Source organism: Rhizobium binae, from assembly GCF_017357225.1.
Classification (GTDB): Bacteria; Pseudomonadota; Alphaproteobacteria; order Rhizobiales; family Rhizobiaceae; genus Rhizobium; species Rhizobium binae.
On sequence record NZ_CP071604.1, the window covers coordinates 3242899 to 3257035 of the forward strand.

13 protein-coding genes are annotated in these 14137 nt (G+C 62.9%); 8 read left to right on the top strand and 5 right to left on the bottom strand.

Going from position 1 to position 14137, the window contains the following annotated elements; all coding sequences use genetic code 11:
- Positions 1–81 precede the first annotated feature (81 nt).
- A complete protein-coding gene (locus J2J99_RS15960) occupies positions 82–1938 on the bottom strand; it encodes an ABC transporter ATP-binding protein (protein WP_168297574.1) in 1857 nt (618 codons plus the stop codon).
- A 382-nt stretch (positions 1939–2320) separates the two neighbouring features.
- Here J2J99_RS15960 and J2J99_RS15965 point away from each other — a divergent pair, with 382 nt between their 5' ends.
- Complete coding sequence (locus J2J99_RS15965) at positions 2321–2782, top strand: tRNA (cytidine(34)-2'-O)-methyltransferase (protein ID WP_168297605.1); 462 nt, start codon at positions 2321–2323, stop codon at positions 2780–2782.
- A 183-nt stretch (positions 2783–2965) separates the two neighbouring features.
- Entirely contained in the window at positions 2966–4612 is a 1647-nt protein-coding gene (locus tag J2J99_RS15970) for a Na/Pi cotransporter family protein (RefSeq protein ID WP_168297575.1), read from the top strand.
- 3 nt (positions 4613–4615) lie between these two features.
- Here J2J99_RS15970 and J2J99_RS15975 read toward each other — a convergent pair whose 3' ends face one another.
- Positions 4616–4873: a hypothetical protein gene (locus J2J99_RS15975; RefSeq protein WP_168297576.1), complete on the bottom strand. Its 258-nt coding sequence runs from the start codon at positions 4871–4873 to the stop codon at positions 4616–4618.
- A gap of 178 nt (positions 4874–5051) precedes the next feature.
- Here J2J99_RS15975 and hemF point away from each other — a divergent pair, with 178 nt between their 5' ends.
- The 3 genes from hemF (at position 5052) to J2J99_RS15990 (ending at position 6628) form a co-directional block, all read left to right on the top strand.
- A complete protein-coding gene (hemF, locus tag J2J99_RS15980; RefSeq protein ID WP_168297577.1) occupies positions 5052–5963 on the top strand; it encodes an oxygen-dependent coproporphyrinogen oxidase in 912 nt (303 codons plus the stop codon).
- Between the two features lie 103 nt (positions 5964–6066).
- Positions 6067–6330: a hypothetical protein gene (locus J2J99_RS15985; protein ID WP_168297578.1), complete on the top strand. Its 264-nt coding sequence runs from the start codon at positions 6067–6069 to the stop codon at positions 6328–6330.
- A gap of 112 nt (positions 6331–6442) precedes the next feature.
- Positions 6443–6628, top strand: coding sequence for a DUF1059 domain-containing protein (locus tag J2J99_RS15990; RefSeq protein WP_010029983.1), 186 nt, complete (start codon positions 6443–6445; stop codon positions 6626–6628).
- A gap of 71 nt (positions 6629–6699) precedes the next feature.
- On the opposite strand, the gene J2J99_RS15995 is transcribed toward J2J99_RS15990, so the two are convergent.
- Genes J2J99_RS15995 through J2J99_RS16005 form a run of 3 tightly spaced genes read right to left on the bottom strand, consistent with a single transcriptional unit; the run spans position 6700 to position 9220 of the window.
- Entirely contained in the window at positions 6700–7953 is a 1254-nt protein-coding gene (locus J2J99_RS15995; protein WP_168297579.1) for a CCA tRNA nucleotidyltransferase, read from the bottom strand.
- Positions 7950–8600, bottom strand: coding sequence for a CoA pyrophosphatase (locus J2J99_RS16000; RefSeq protein ID WP_168297580.1), 651 nt, complete (start codon positions 8598–8600; stop codon positions 7950–7952). Before J2J99_RS16000 ends, J2J99_RS15995 begins: the two co-directional genes overlap by 4 nt.
- Positions 8597–9220 (bottom strand): DUF1285 domain-containing protein, encoded by a 624-nt coding sequence (locus tag J2J99_RS16005; RefSeq protein WP_168297581.1) that lies wholly within the window; start codon positions 9218–9220, stop codon positions 8597–8599. Before J2J99_RS16005 ends, J2J99_RS16000 begins: the two co-directional genes overlap by 4 nt.
- A 158-nt stretch (positions 9221–9378) precedes the next feature.
- On the opposite strand from J2J99_RS16005, the gene J2J99_RS16010 reads away from it, so the two are divergent.
- Genes J2J99_RS16010 through J2J99_RS16020 form a run of 3 tightly spaced genes read left to right on the top strand, consistent with a single transcriptional unit; the run spans position 9379 to position 14136 of the window.
- Positions 9379–10389, top strand: a complete 1011-nt coding sequence (locus J2J99_RS16010; protein ID WP_168297582.1) for an AAA family ATPase — start codon at positions 9379–9381, stop codon at positions 10387–10389.
- 13 nt (positions 10390–10402) lie between these two features.
- The gene (locus tag J2J99_RS16015; RefSeq protein WP_168297583.1) at positions 10403–11323 is read left to right on the top strand and encodes a DUF58 domain-containing protein; all 921 of its coding nucleotides are present in this window, start codon (positions 10403–10405) and stop codon (positions 11321–11323) included.
- Complete coding sequence (locus J2J99_RS16020; protein ID WP_168297584.1) at positions 11320–14136, top strand: DUF4159 domain-containing protein; 2817 nt, start codon at positions 11320–11322, stop codon at positions 14134–14136. Before J2J99_RS16015 ends, J2J99_RS16020 begins: the two co-directional genes overlap by 4 nt.
- Position 14137 lies beyond the last annotated feature (1 nt).

Below are 14137 nucleotides of genomic sequence, written 5' to 3' on the forward strand. Positions count from 1 at the left end.
CAGCGCCCCGTTCCCCATTGGCAGGTGGAAATCAGATTACCGATTTAAAAGGCTCTCCCCGCTCTCGCAGGGAGGGCTTGATTATTCCGCCGCCTCTTCGGCTTCCTCGGCGTGATCAGAGAGGAAGCCGCCGGACTGGCGGTTCCAGAGGTCGGCGTAGATGCCGCCATTGTCGATCAGTTCGGCATGCGAGCCGGACTCGATGATCCGGCCCTTGTCGAGCACGATCAGCCGGTCCATCTCGGTCAGCGTCGACAGCCGGTGGGCGATCGCGATCACCGTCTTGCCCTCCATCAGCGCGAAGAGGTTTTCCTGGATCGCCGCCTCGACTTCCGAATCGAGCGCCGATGTTGCCTCGTCGAGCACCAGGATCGGCGCGTCCTTCAGGAAGACGCGGGCGATCGCGATGCGCTGCCGCTGGCCGCCGGACAGTTTGACACCGCGTTCACCGACCTGTGCGTCGAGCCCCTGGCGCCCCTGCATGTCGACAAGCCCTTCGATGAACTCCCAGGCATTGGCGCGTTTGGCGGCCTCGATCACCTCGGCATCACTCGCCTCCGGTCGACCATAGGCGATGTTGTCACGAATCGAGCGATGCAGCAGCGAGGTATCCTGCGTCACCACGCCAATCAGCGAGCGCAGGCTTTCCTGCGAGACGCCGGAGATATCCTGGCCGTCTATGGTGATGCGGCCGCCCTCCAGATCGTAGAAGCGCAGCAGCAGGTTCATCAACGTCGTCTTGCCGGCGCCGGAGCGCCCGACGAGACCGACCTTCTCGCCCGCCTTGATGTCGAGCGACAGGTTATCGATGACACCCCTGCTCTTGCCGTAGTGGAAGCGGATGCGCTCGTAGTGGATCGCGCCCTTCTTCGCCGTCATGGAAGGCGCGCCCGGCTTGTCGACGATGTCGTGCTGTTTGCTCATCATTTCCATGCCGTCATAGACGGTGCCGATATTCTCGAACAGCGCCGAGACTTCCCACATGATCCATTGCGACATGCCGTTCACGCGCATGGCAAGACCAATGGCAATAGCGATCGCGCCGACTGAAATCGCCCCGTTCAGCCAGAACCAGATCGACAGGCCGGAGACGACGAACAGCGCAACGCAGTTGTTCAGATAGACGCTGATGTGGAAGAGCGTCACCTTGCGCATCTGCCTGTGCACGGTCTGCAGGAACTCGTCCATGCCCTCCTTGGCATAGACCTCCTCGCGGCCGGCATGCGAAAACAGCTTGACGGTGGCGATGTTCGTATAGCTGTCGACCACGCGCCCCGTCATCATCGAGCGTGCATCGGCCTGCTGTGCCGCGATCTTGCGAAGCCGCGGCACGTAATAAGAAACGATGCTGACATAGACGGCGAGCCAGACGAGGATCGGGATCATCAGCCGCCAGTCGGCGGCCGCAATCACGATGATCATCGTCAGGAAATAGCTGACGACATAAACGAAGACGTCGAGGATCTTCATCACCGTTTCGCGCACGGCAAGCGAGGTCTGCATCACCTTTGTTGCGACACGTCCGGCAAACTCGTTGGCGAAGAACGTCATGCTGTGGCGCAGCAGGAAGCGGTGCATCTGCCAGCGGGCGCTCATCGGATAATTGCCGAGCAGCATCTGGTGCATGATGAGGGAGTCGAGGCCGGCAGCCAATGGCAGGCCGACCAGCACCAGCGCCGCCATCCAGAAAAGTTTATGGCCTTCCGTCTGCAGGAACGTGGCGCGGTCGGCATTGGTCAGCCAATCGACGATGTCGCCGAGAAACTGGAAGAGCGCCACTTCGCCGACGGCGATCGACGCCGTCAGCATCGCCATCAGGCCGAGCCAGGGTGCCGCCGGCTTGCTGTAGTGCCAGCAGAAGGCAAAAAGACCTCTGGGCGGAGCGACGGGCTCCTCGCTCGGAAAGGGATTGAGTCGCTGTTCGAACCAGCCAAACATGAAATTGCTCCGAAACATCCGCGTCTCGGCTCCCGGCTTCGCGCCATCTGAGCGCCATGCAAGCACATATGGGAACCGTACGTTCAAGAGGCGAGGCTGAAACAGCCGCACAATAGATCAAAAGGGGATTTCAGGATGAAATGCGCACTAGCGGCGCCGTGTCGCCTTGATCGGCATCACGGCGGGAAAGCGCATATGGAGCAAAATATTCATGTCGGCCCTCCCTGCTGGCGATTGAAGACGTGCATGGATAACGCGAAAATTGCGAAATTTCCAGCCCCATAATGGCGTAAATTGAATGTTCCGGGCCAAAATGCGGCCTGTTGCGGCGAAATGCCGGTTGCTTTAGGTGTCTCGCATCCCACGGAAGAAACGGCGCATGATGACCGACTTCAGACTGGCACTCTACCAGCCGGATATTCCCGGCAATACCGGGACGATCCTGCGTCTTGCCGCCTGCCTCGGCTTCGCAGTCGATCTGATTGAGCCCGCCGGCTTCGATGTTTCCGATCGCAACCTGAAACGATCGGGAATGGATTATATCGCTGCCGCCGCGCTGACCCGCCATGTCAGTTGGGATCGCTTCGAAGCATGGCGCGCGACAACCGGCCGGCGCTTGATCCTCGCTTCGACCAAGGCGGCGGATCGCTACACCGACTTCACCTTCCGTTCAGACGACATCCTGCTTCTCGGCCGGGAAAGCGCCGGCGTTCCGGACCATGTGCATGAAAGGGCCGATGCCCGTATCCTGATCCCGATGGTCGAAGGCCAGCGCTCGATCAACGTCGCCGTCTCGGCCGCGATGATCGTCGGCGAAGCGATGCGCCAGACCGTCTGGGCTTGAGCCCGGGCTTGCGCGAAATGGCCGAAGCCCGAGATGTGTCGCAAATCGACATTGCCAATCCGCCAGATTGACCTATATTCATTAGCCGGGCAATCAAAAAAAATGCGTGGCGGCCGCGATTTCAATAGCTTGGAGAGGCATTTCTCGTCTCTCCAGCAGATGAAGGAAGAATAAAAGCAAGAAATGGATTCCACGGTCATCATGATCAACCTGTTCGGCGCCGTCGCTTTGCTGCTGTTCGGCCTCGCGCAGGTGAAGGACGGCGTGTCCAGAGCCTTCGGCGCCCGGCTCAGGACAGGACTTGCGACGGGCACGCGCGGCAGCCTTAGATCCTTCCTGTCGGGCCTTGTCGCAACCGTCGCGCTGCAAAGCTCGACGGCGACGGCGCTGATGACCGCCTCCTTCGTCGAACGTGACCTGATCAAGCCGCGCATGGCGCAGATCGTCCTGCTTGGTGCCAATGTCGGCACTGCGATCACCGCGTGGATCGTCGCAACTGGGATAGAATGGCTCTCTCCGCTTCTGATCTTGACCGGAATTGTGCTCTACCGCGGCCGCTCCAGCGCCCGCCAGGGCGGTGGTGCAGCTCTGATCGGCATTGGGCTGATGCTACTGTCCCTGCATCTCCTCGGCCTTGCAACGGAGCCGATGCGGGCCTCTCCCGCCCTTGCCGCATTCATCGGCCTGCTGAACGGCGCCCTGCCCGTCGCGCTGCTCTTTTCGGCGGCCCTTGCCTTCCTTTCCTCGTCGAGCCTGGCGGTGGTGGTTCTGATCCTGTCGCTCGCTTCCGCCGGCATCATCTCGCCCGAACTTGTCATCGTCCTGGTGCTCGGCGCCAATCTCGGCGGCGCCATCCCGCCCGTTATCGCAACTTTGGGCGGCCCGGTTTCGGCCAGGCGCGTAACACTTGGCAATCTCGCTGTCCGCACCCTCGGCTGCCTCATCGCCCTGCCCCTTGCGGGCTACGGTGCCGAGCTCATCCAGATGCTGCCCTTCGGCCCGGCCAAGCTGCCGGTAGACGTTCATCTGACCTTTAATCTTCTGCTTGCCGCGCTGGCTTGGCCTTTCTCCCGGCCGCTTTCCACCCTGATGGCCCGACTGGTGCCGGATCAACCCGAGCCCGATACCGCACCGAAATATCTCGATCCGCAGGAGCTTTCGGCACCCGTCATCGCTCTTGCCAGCGCCACGCGTGAAGTGCTGGGGATCGGCGACCTGATCGAGCGCATGCTGATGCGGGTTTCGGAAGCCTTCGAGCAGAACAATGCCTCCAAGCTTGCCGAAATTGCAGCCCTGGAAGAACGCGTCGACACATTGCAGCAGGCAGTGAAGGTCTATCTGTCGAAACTTGGCCGCGAGGGCCTCAGTGACGAAAACGCCCGCCGCTCGATTGTCGTCATCGATTATGCGATCAATCTCGAACATATGGGCGACATCATCGAGAAGGGGCTGTCGGAGCAGGTGGCGAAGAAGATCTCGCTCGGCCTGAGATTTTCCGAAGATGGGCATCGGGAACTGAGAACGCTATTCGACCTGACGATCGACAATCTGCGCGTCGCCCAGACGATCTTCGTCACCCGCGACTTCAACCTCGCGCGCCAGATGATGGAGACGAAAGTTGAGGTGCGCCGGATGGAGAAGCAGTCGGCCGAGCATCATTTGGAACGCCTGCGTGACGGCCGTGCCGAGAGCCTGCAAACGAGCTCTTTGCATCTCGACATGCTGCGTGACCTGAAGAGAATCAACGCCCATATCGTCTCGGTGGCGCATCCGATCATGGATGAAAGCGGCCTGCTGATCGAAAGCCGTGTGCGGCCGGCGGCGGAGTGAAGGTCAATCGGCCGAAGGCAGGCGGCGCATGGTGAACTCGATCCGGTCGCCATCGAGCTGGCGCCAGCTCTCCACCTCGGTCCAATAGGCCGCTTTCGGAAATTCGTCGAACCATTCGCGCGCCTTGGCGCGTGCGTCGATCAGACCGAGGCAATATGTCTGACGCACGAAATGGTCTTTGCGGGTCGGATTTTCCGCCCGGTGTTTCGCCATTCTGCGCTTCAGGCCGTCGAAGGACGGAGGTCCTGGAATTTTCGCCATTAAACCTACCTCTGCAGAGGAAAGGTAGTATCGAAATCGCTGATTTGCGAGTCGAATCTTGGCGGCACATGCCCGGGCCTGCCGGCTTGGCGAGATGCGGCGCCACCTGCTAAGCCGGAGGTGCAATCAAGAATGAGCGAGTCGTTTCCCTAGCGGAGCCGGCCGTTGGAGGCGTGATATGGAAAGACCGGAACTGCCGATCGGCTTGCCTGACGATATCGAAGAGAAGAAGGAAGCCGCCCGCAAGTGGTTCGAAGGGCTGCGCGATACGATCTGCGCCTCCTTCGAAGCGCTTGAAGACGAGCTGGAAGGCCCGCTCTCCGATCAGGAGCCCGGCCGGTTCGTCGCCAAGGATTGGTCGCGCGAAAACGGCGCCGGCGGAGGCGGCCGGATGTCGATGATGGAAGGCCGCGTCTTCGAGAAGGTCGGCGTCCACACCTCCACCGTATACGGCGAATTCTCCCCGGAATTCCGGGCGCAGATACCCGGCGCCAAGGACGATCCGCGCTTCTGGGCGTCCGGCATCTCGCTGATCGCCCATCCCGTCAATCCGAACGTCCCGGCAGTGCATATGAACACCCGCATGGTGGTCACCACCAGCCGCTGGTTCGGCGGCGGCGCTGACCTGACGCCGGTGCTGGCGCGCCGCCGCACCCAGGAGGACGAAGACAGCCAGCTCTTCCACAAGGCCATGGAGATCGCCTGCCGAAACCATGCCGTCGCCGACTACGACGCCTACAAGGCCTGGTGCGATGACTATTTCTTCCTGAAGCACCGCAACGAGCCCCGCGGCATCGGCGGCATCTTCTATGACTGGCTGCATTCAAGCGAGGAATCGGGCGGCTGGAACGCCGATTTCGCCTTCACCCGCGATGTCGGCCGGGCTTTTGCGATGGTCTATCCGAAGATCGTCCGTTCCAACTTCAACAAGCTGTGGACGGAAGCTGATCGTGACGAACAATTGATCCGCCGCGGCCGATACGTTGAATTCAATCTGCTGTATGATCGCGGCACGATCTTCGGCCTGAAGACCGGCGGCAACGTCGAGTCCATTCTCTCCTCGCTACCGCCCGTCGTACGTTGGCCGTGATAGTGTGAGATCTCATCGATAATTTTGAACCGAGGGACCTTCATAAAAATTCAGTGAGTCCTAACTTTATATGTACGTGCGTAACAATCGGAGGAGGATTGTCATGACGACACAAAGCGGCTCGCCTGCGTCCACGGATGTCCAGGAAACATTCCGTGCCATCGACACGCCCGAGTTCCTGATACGCATCGCCGAGAAACTGCGGGCCAAGAGCGGCTCGGATCTGCCGCTGTCCTGCTTTATCGAGCAGGTCAAGTTACAGCTTGCCGGCGGTAAGTCGCCGGAAGAGCTGCAGAACGACGCCGCCAACAGCAACACCCCCGGCCATCTCTCGGATACCTTCAAAGCATGGGCAATGCCCGACTGAAAGACCTTCTCCGGTCGTCATCCTATGCCGGCCGGAACCTTCCCTTCCTCCGCACATTCATCAATCGCGTGCAAATGCGATGGCCGTTGTGTTTCAGATAGAGGAGAAGACCATGCGACTTTTCGAATGCGGAACGCTCGTTCCCGGCTGCGCCTGGCACACCCGGGCGGATAATGACGCAGAAGTGGTCCGCCGCGCCGTCGAGCACCTGAAGACCGCTCACGGCGAAACCACCATACGTGAAAACATGGTTGATAATATCAAGGCCCGCATCCGCGACGAAGCCACAGCCGCCTGACGGCCTGTCGCCGCCGCCTGGCACCAGCGACGTTAGCAGCGCCGCGTCCACCGGACGCGACGCGGTGTTAGCTATTGCGCAAGTTGCTGCAGCCGGGCGAGCAATGCTGGCCTGTCGGAAGCGAAGTCCTCCTCCACCCACCGGCTTTCCAGCACTGCAAGCAGTTCGCCGACGCGCGGGCCGGATGGGATGCCCGCGGCGATCACATCCGCGCCATTCACAGGAAACTGCGGCTTCTTCCACTTCATGGCCCGATCCAGGAGCTTGCCGAGCCGCGCCGAGCGCGCCATCTCGCCGAGATCACCCTCGGCCTTCCCCCGTGCGACGCCGAGCGCCAGCTTCAGGCGCATGATGATGCCGTCCGCACCGTTGCGGTAGAGCAGCCGTTCGAAGGCCGCCGGCGACATCTCGTCGTTGACCGGTGCCGCCAGCGCCCAGGCCTTGAGAGTGGCAGCTTCAGCGTTCGACAGCTTCAGCCGGGCAGAAAGCGCTTCCATCCGCCTCGCATCGGGCGGCACGATCGCCACAAGGCGCAACAGCGGGTCGGGCGCCCAGCCGAGCGCCTTTTCGGTGGCGATCAATGACGGGATCGCATCGATCCCCCATTTCTCCGATTCCGGCAATATCTCCGACAGCACCGCCACCTGCCGCATCCAGAGCAGCGCTCGGCTGGGATCGGCGGCGCCCAGCAGCTTTCTGAGTTCCGACCAGACGCGTTCCGCCGACAGCGTCTTCAGTTTCGAACGGGCCGCCGCACAGGCCCTCAGCCCCTCGGCATCCGGGCGCCCGGAACCGTAATAGGCAAAGAAACGGAAGAAGCGCAGGATGCGCAGATGGTCCTCGGCAATACGCCTTGCCGCATCGCCGATGAAGCGGATGTTGCGTCTCTCGATATCGGCAAGCCCGCCGACAAGATCCACCACCTCGCCCTCGGCATCGGCATAGAGGGCGTTGATCGTCAGGTCCCGGCGCTCCGCATCGGCCTTCCAGTCCGCGCTGAAGGCAACCTTGGCACGGCGCCCGTCGGTCTCGACGTCGGTGCGAAGCGTCGTCACCTCGAAAGGCTTACCATCGATGACAAGCGTCACCGTGCCGTGTTGCAGGCCTGTTGGCACCGCCTTGATGCCGGCCGCCGTTGCTCGCTCGATCACGATCTCGGGCGTCAACGTCGTGGCGATGTCGATATCGCTGACCGGCAGGCCCATCAGGCTGTTGCGCACCGCGCCGCCGACCACCCGAGCTTCTCCATCATCGGCGTTGAGAAGCGCAAGGATCCGGCCGAGCGCCGGGTCGCGGAACCATGCTTGGTCGGCAATGCCGGTCATGCATAAAGCCTTTCGTAAAGCGTGCGGACGATGCCGGCGGTGATGCCCCAGATCATCCTGGTTTCATAGGGTACACGGTAGAAATGCCGGTCGATGCCGTCGATGACGCGCCTGTCGCGGCGGTGGTTGGCCGGGTTCATCAGGAAGGAAAGCGGCACTTCGAACACATCGTCCACCTCGGCCGGATTGAGCGTCAAATCGAAGCCCGGTGTCACGACACCGAGCACCGGCGTGATGCGGAAGCCCGTCGAGGCGAGATAGTTCGGCAGCCGCCCGACGGTTTCGACGAAGGAGCCGGCAAGGCCGATCTCCTCCTCCGTCTCGCGCACCGCCGCCATTTCGGGCGAGATATCGGCGGGATCGATCGAGCCGCCAGGAAAGGCGATCTGGCCGGAATGCTTGCGCAGCGTAGTGGTGCGCTTGGTGAAAATCACCTGCGCCTCATCGCCGTCGTCGACGACGGGCACGAGCACCGCGGCATCGCGCAGCTTGAAGGTGGCCACTTCAGCCACAATGTCGGGATTGAGAACATGGTCGCCATGATCGCGCCAGGCATGGTCGACCGGCCCGCCATTCTGATTGAGCGCACGTCGGCGGAATTCAGCTGCGGAAAACAGCGGATGACGTTGGGTGATCGCATCGTTCATCGGGAAAGCGCATCCAGTTCGTCGGCCGGCATCACTGGGAAGACCTCGCCGGCGGAGCGGATGGCAAACATCGCCCGCCCCTCCACGTCGAGGATCTCACCGAGTGCGACCAGTTCATACATCACCGCACGCGACACCAGCGCCTCCAGCCGCCCGCGCACATGCAGATAGGGTTTCAGTTCGGCATTGCCGCCCGCAATGGCAAAGCGCAGCCGATGCTCTCCTCCCGCCTCGACGACGTCGCCGACATTGGTGCGAAATGTCAGCAGCTGATTACTTTTTGCGCCCGTCACGCTCACCTCGACGGCGATGAAAGGAGCGTCGGCGACCCTGATCCCGACCTTTTCCACAGGAGTTACGAGATAGGTCTTCTCATCCTCGTCCTTGCGCAAAACCGTGGAAAACAGCCGCACCAGCGCCGGCCGGCCGATCGGCGTGCCCATGTAGAACCACGTGCCGTCGGCCCTGATCTCCATGTCGATATCGCCGCAGAAAGGCGGATTCCACCGGTCGACCGGCGGTAACCCACGTTTTTTGCCGCTGCTTTCCTCAGACGCGCGCGAAATCAGCGCGGCAAGCCCCGCCACATCCGCCTGTCCGCTGATTTCCTCGGCTGCCATTCTTCCGTCCCGGTTTGTCCTTAACGAAGTGAAGTCACGAGATAGTCATTCGTAACGAACTTGTCAGCCCGTCGCATCTCCATAACTCTATCGAGTATGAGGCAGATGTATAAGTCCGCCGATTCGCTGCCGAATGATTTCAGCCGTTGGAGATGCCCATGGGTATGATGAAGACCGAAGCCAGCCTCGATGAAAAGGCGATCGTCGCCGCCGCCGAGAAGGCGCTCTCCGATATCGCCGCCATTCGCGGAGAAGTTTCGAAGGTGATCTTCGGTCAGGAAAGCGTCGTCGAGAACACCATTCTCGCCGTGCTCTCCGGCGGGCATGCCCTGCTCGTCGGTGTCCCCGGCCTTGCCAAGACCAGGCTGGTGACGACCCTCGGCGAAGTGCTCGGCCTCGCCGCCAACCGCATCCAGTTCACGCCCGACCTGATGCCTTCCGATATTCTCGGCTCCGAAGTCATGGACCAGGACGAAAGCGGCCGCCGCTCCTTCCGTTTCGTCAAGGGCCCGGTCTTCGCCCAACTGCTCATGGCCGACGAGATCAACCGCGCCTCGCCGCGGACCCAGTCGGCGCTCCTGCAAGCGATGCAGGAATATCATATCACGATTGCCGGTCAGCGCTACGACCTGCCGGCGCCCTTCCACGTGCTTGCCACCCAGAACCCGCTGGAGCAGGAAGGCACCTATCCCCTGCCCGAGGCCCAGCTCGATCGTTTCCTGCTGCAGGTCGACGTCAACTATCCCGAGTTCGCCGCCGAGCGCCAGATCCTGCTCGAGACGACGGGCCTCGGCGAGACCCGGCCGGAGGCGATCATCGATGCGCAGCGGCTGATCGAAATCCAGACCCTGGTGCGCCAGATGCCGGTGAGCGAGACGGTCGTCGACGCCATCCTTTCGCTGGTGCGCTCCGCCCGCCCCGGACAGGGCAACGCTTCGACCGACAAGAACGTCGCCTGGGGTCCGGGTCCTCGCGCCGGCCAGGCGATGATGCTCTGCGCGCGCGCCCGCGCGCTCTACGAAGGCCGTCTCGCCCCATCTCTCGACGATATCTTCGCGCTTGCCGAACCCATTCTCCAGCACCGCATGGCGTTGACTTTCGCCGCCCGCGCCGAAGGCATGTCGGTCCGCGACGTCATCGCCGGCCTGGTGAAGCAGGCAAAGGGATAAGGAAGCCGGACGCGTGGCATCTATCGGACAGATCGTCAACCCGACGTCAGGCAGCGATGCCCTTTCCCGCGCCAGGCAGCGGGCCGCGCTGATGCCGGACTGCCTGGTGGAAGCCAAGCGCATCGCCAACACGGTCATCGCCGGCTGGCATGGCCGCCGCAAGCGCGGTATCGGCGAGAATTTCTGGCAGTTCCGTCCCTATGCCGAGGGGGAGAGCCTGTCGCGCATCGACTGGCGCCGTTCCGCCCGCGACGACCATACCTATGTGCGCGAGCGCGAATGGGAGGCGGCGCATACGATCTGGCTCTGGTGCGACATGTCGCCTTCGATGATGTACAAGTCGAGCTATGGCAGCGCCTCCAAGGAAAGCCGGGCGCTGGTCGTCATGCTGGCGCTGGCCGAAATCCTTTGTCGCTCCGGCGAACGCATCGGCTGCCCCGGCATCATGGAACCTGCCGCCACCCGCACCGCAGCAGAACGCCTCGCCTCCGCGCTCATGCACGCGCCGCTGACCGGCGGCTTGCCGGAAACGGGGATGATCCGCGGCTGGAGCGACCTTGTCCTCATCGGCGATTTCCTCGACGACGCGCCGGCGATCATGGAACGGCTCGGCCCGCTTGCCCGCCGCGGCCTGCGCGGCCATGTGGTCGAGATTTCAGACCCCGCCGAGGAGATCTTCCCCTATAGCGGCCGCACCCAATTCACCGATCCCGAGACCGGTGCCAGGCTGATCTCCGGTCGCGCCGAACATGTCCGCGAGGCCTATCGCAACGCCTACCTCGCCCGCAGGGAGAGCCTCGGCCAGTCGCTGCGCCACCTCGGCTGGACCTTCACGAGCCATCGCACCGATCATCTCGCCTCCGAAGCGCTGGTCGCGGTGCACATGTATCTGTCCGGCATGCCGGCCAAGGCGACGCATGGAGGGCAGCTGTGAACGCCCTTCCCTTCGCTTTCGCCTATCCTGTCATTCTCGGCGCCCTCGTCGCCCTGCCCGTGATCTGGTGGCTGCTGAGGCTGACGCCGCCACATCCGAAGAGCGAGGTCTTTCCGCCGCTGAAGATCCTCGCATCGGTGCTGAAGCGCGAGGAGACGCCAGCCCAGAGCCCCTGGTGGCTGACACTGCTGCGCATGCTGCTCGCCGCCACCATCATCTTCGCGATCGCCGATCCGGTCTTTAATCCGCGCACCAGTTCGCTCGCATCGGGCGGCCCGCTCGCCCTCTTCATCGACAACAGCTGGGCGGCCGCACCCGATTGGGAGCGCCGCGTCCAGACAGCCGACGCGCTGATTGACGATGCCGAAGCTGCCGGCATGCCCGTGTCGATCGCCTTCACTGCCGATCCGACCAACGACGCCGTGCCCGGCACCGCGGCGGCCGCCCGCGACAAGCTGCGCGCCGCCGAGCCGCGGCCGCTGGTGCCGGACCGCGAGCGTGCCTTCCAGGCGCTGCGCTCCGCCCTGAACGGCATCAAGCCCGGCACCCTCGCCTTTCTGACCGATGGCGCCGCCGCCAAGGCCGACGACGCCACGGTCCGTCAGCTGGCCGAACTCCAGCCCGCTGATCTGCGCCTGATCGAGGGTGACGCCGCGCGAACGATTGCGATCACCGCGGCCAACAACGCGGCTGATGCCATGACCGTCAAAGTCACGCGCCTCAACGCTTCGCATGCCGCATCCGTGGCGCTGAACGCCGTCGACAGCCAGGGCCGCTCGATCGCCAACGGCAGGGTGGACTTCCGCCCGGGCCAAAGCGTCGCGACGAGTTCGATCACCGCCCCCTTCGAGATGCGCAACGATTTCGCGCGCATCAGCGTCGACAATGGCGCGACGGCAGGCGCGGTCCATCTTCTCGACGACGCATTTAAGCGCCGCCGTGTAGTGCTGCTGTCGGGAGCCGGCGGGGATGAGTTCCAGCCGCTGCTGTCGCCGCTCTATTATATCCAGCGGGCGCTGCAGCCCTATGCGGATCTGATCCAGCCCGGCGATTCCGACCTTTCGGTCGCCATACCGAAACTTCTCGCCAATAATCCCTCCATCATCATCATGGCCGATATCGGCCGACTGCCGGAGGACACTTACGAACCCCTGACGCGCTGGATATCGAATGGCGGCATGCTCTTGCGCTTCGCCGGCCCGCGCATGGCGGCAGCCCCTGCCGACGATCCTCTCATCCCCGTCATTCTGCGGCAGGGAGAACGGGCGCTGGGCGGCACATTGTCCTGGAGCGAACCGCAGTCGCTGGCCGAATTTCCGAATTTCGGGCCTTTCTCGGGCATAGCGCGTCCTGCTGACGTCGTCATCAAGCGGCAGGTGCTTGCTGAACCCACCCCCGATCTTGCCGAACGCACCTGGGCGAGCCTCGCCGACGGCACGCCGCTCGTGACGATGAAGCCGCTCGCATCCGGCCAGATCGTTCTGTTTCACGTCACCGCCGAAGCGACATGGTCGGATCTGCCGATTTCGGGCACTTTTGTCGACATGCTGCGTCATCTCCTCCAGATATCGCGCTCGGGCGGCGTAACGCCGGAGGCCCGCGGCAATGCGCGTGTGGCCGAGACCCTGCCGCCATTCCGCATGCTGACGGCCAAGGGCACTCTCGTCTCCGAGACGGGTTCGGCGCGGCCGCTCACTCCAAAGGCCGGAACGGAGCCGACGGCGAATTTCGACAATCCGCCCGGGCTTTATGGTTCGGAAGATGGTTTCACCTCTTTGAACGTGCTGCCCGAGGAGGCCGAACTGAAGCCGCTCGACACGGCAGGGACGACGGCCGTCCGCGAAGGCTTGATCGGCGGCGAAAGCTGGTCGGCAAAACCCGCGCTCTTTCTCGCCGCCTTTCTGCTGCTGCTGGCCGACAGTCTGATCGTCCTCTTCATGAACGGCGCCTTCTCGCGCTTGCGCCCGGCTGTGCGCATCATGAGCGTGATCGCAATAGCGCTCAGTGCCGGCTTCCTGCTGCAGCCCGGCCCGCTGCACGCCGACGATTCTCAGCCCGGCGATGACCTCATCTTGCAGCGGCTCGACAACACCCACCTCGCCTATGTCGTCACCGGCGAACCGGAGGTCGACAATATATCCGAGCGCGGCCTCGAGGGCCTCACCCAGTTCCTGACCTTCCGCACGACGCTTGAGCCGGCGCCGCCTGTCGGCCTCGACCTCACCAAGGACGAACTCGCCTTCTATCCGATCATCTACTGGCCGGTTTCGGCAACGGCGCCGATGCCGTCGTCGGCGGCGATCAGCCGCATCGACGCCTATATGCGCAACGGCGGCACCGTGCTTTTCGATACCCGCGATCAGATCAGCGCATTGGACAATGGTGGCAATGTCAGCGCCAACGGCCAGAGGCTGCAGGAGATCCTCGCCAATCTCGACATTCCGCCGCTCGAGCCGGTGCCATCAGATCACGTGCTGACGAAATCCTTCTACCTCCTGCAGAGCTTTCCCGGCCGTTATGCCGGCAGCCCTCTGTGGATCGAGGCCCGGCAGGGCGGCGGCCGCGAAACCACCGAAAAGACGGCGGCGACGGCCGACGGCGTTTCGCCGATCCTGATCACCGGCAATGATTTCGCCGGCGCCTGGGCGGTCGACGACAACGGCGTGCCGATGCTGCCGACCGTGCCCTCCGACGAAGGCCAGCGCGAATATGCCTATCGTTCCGGCGTCAATATCATGATGTATATGCTGACAGGCAACTACAAGACCGACCAGGTTCACGTTCCCGACCTCCTTGAACGGTTAGGACAATGAG

What these genes read in the sequence shown, in the direction of transcription:
- J2J99_RS15960 (WP_168297574.1), bottom strand. Translation starts at nt 1,938, where the DNA reads ATGTTTGGCTGGTTCGAACAGCGACTCAATCCCTTTCCGAGCGAGGAG.
- J2J99_RS15965 (WP_168297605.1), top strand. Translation starts at nt 2,321, where the DNA reads ATGACCGACTTCAGACTGGCACTCTACCAGCCGGATATTCCCGGCAAT.
- J2J99_RS15970 (WP_168297575.1), top strand. Translation starts at nt 2,966, where the DNA reads ATGGATTCCACGGTCATCATGATCAACCTGTTCGGCGCCGTCGCTTTG.
- J2J99_RS15975 (WP_168297576.1), bottom strand. Translation starts at nt 4,873, where the DNA reads ATGGCGAAAATTCCAGGACCTCCGTCCTTCGACGGCCTGAAGCGCAGA.
- hemF (WP_168297577.1), top strand. Translation starts at nt 5,052, where the DNA reads ATGGAAAGACCGGAACTGCCGATCGGCTTGCCTGACGATATCGAAGAG.
- J2J99_RS15985 (WP_168297578.1), top strand. Translation starts at nt 6,067, where the DNA reads ATGACGACACAAAGCGGCTCGCCTGCGTCCACGGATGTCCAGGAAACA.
- J2J99_RS15990 (WP_010029983.1), top strand. Translation starts at nt 6,443, where the DNA reads ATGCGACTTTTCGAATGCGGAACGCTCGTTCCCGGCTGCGCCTGGCAC.
- J2J99_RS15995 (WP_168297579.1), bottom strand. Translation starts at nt 7,953, where the DNA reads ATGACCGGCATTGCCGACCAAGCATGGTTCCGCGACCCGGCGCTCGGC.
- J2J99_RS16000 (WP_168297580.1), bottom strand. Translation starts at nt 8,600, where the DNA reads ATGAACGATGCGATCACCCAACGTCATCCGCTGTTTTCCGCAGCTGAA.
- J2J99_RS16005 (WP_168297581.1), bottom strand. Translation starts at nt 9,220, where the DNA reads ATGGCAGCCGAGGAAATCAGCGGACAGGCGGATGTGGCGGGGCTTGCC.
- J2J99_RS16010 (WP_168297582.1), top strand. Translation starts at nt 9,379, where the DNA reads ATGGGTATGATGAAGACCGAAGCCAGCCTCGATGAAAAGGCGATCGTC.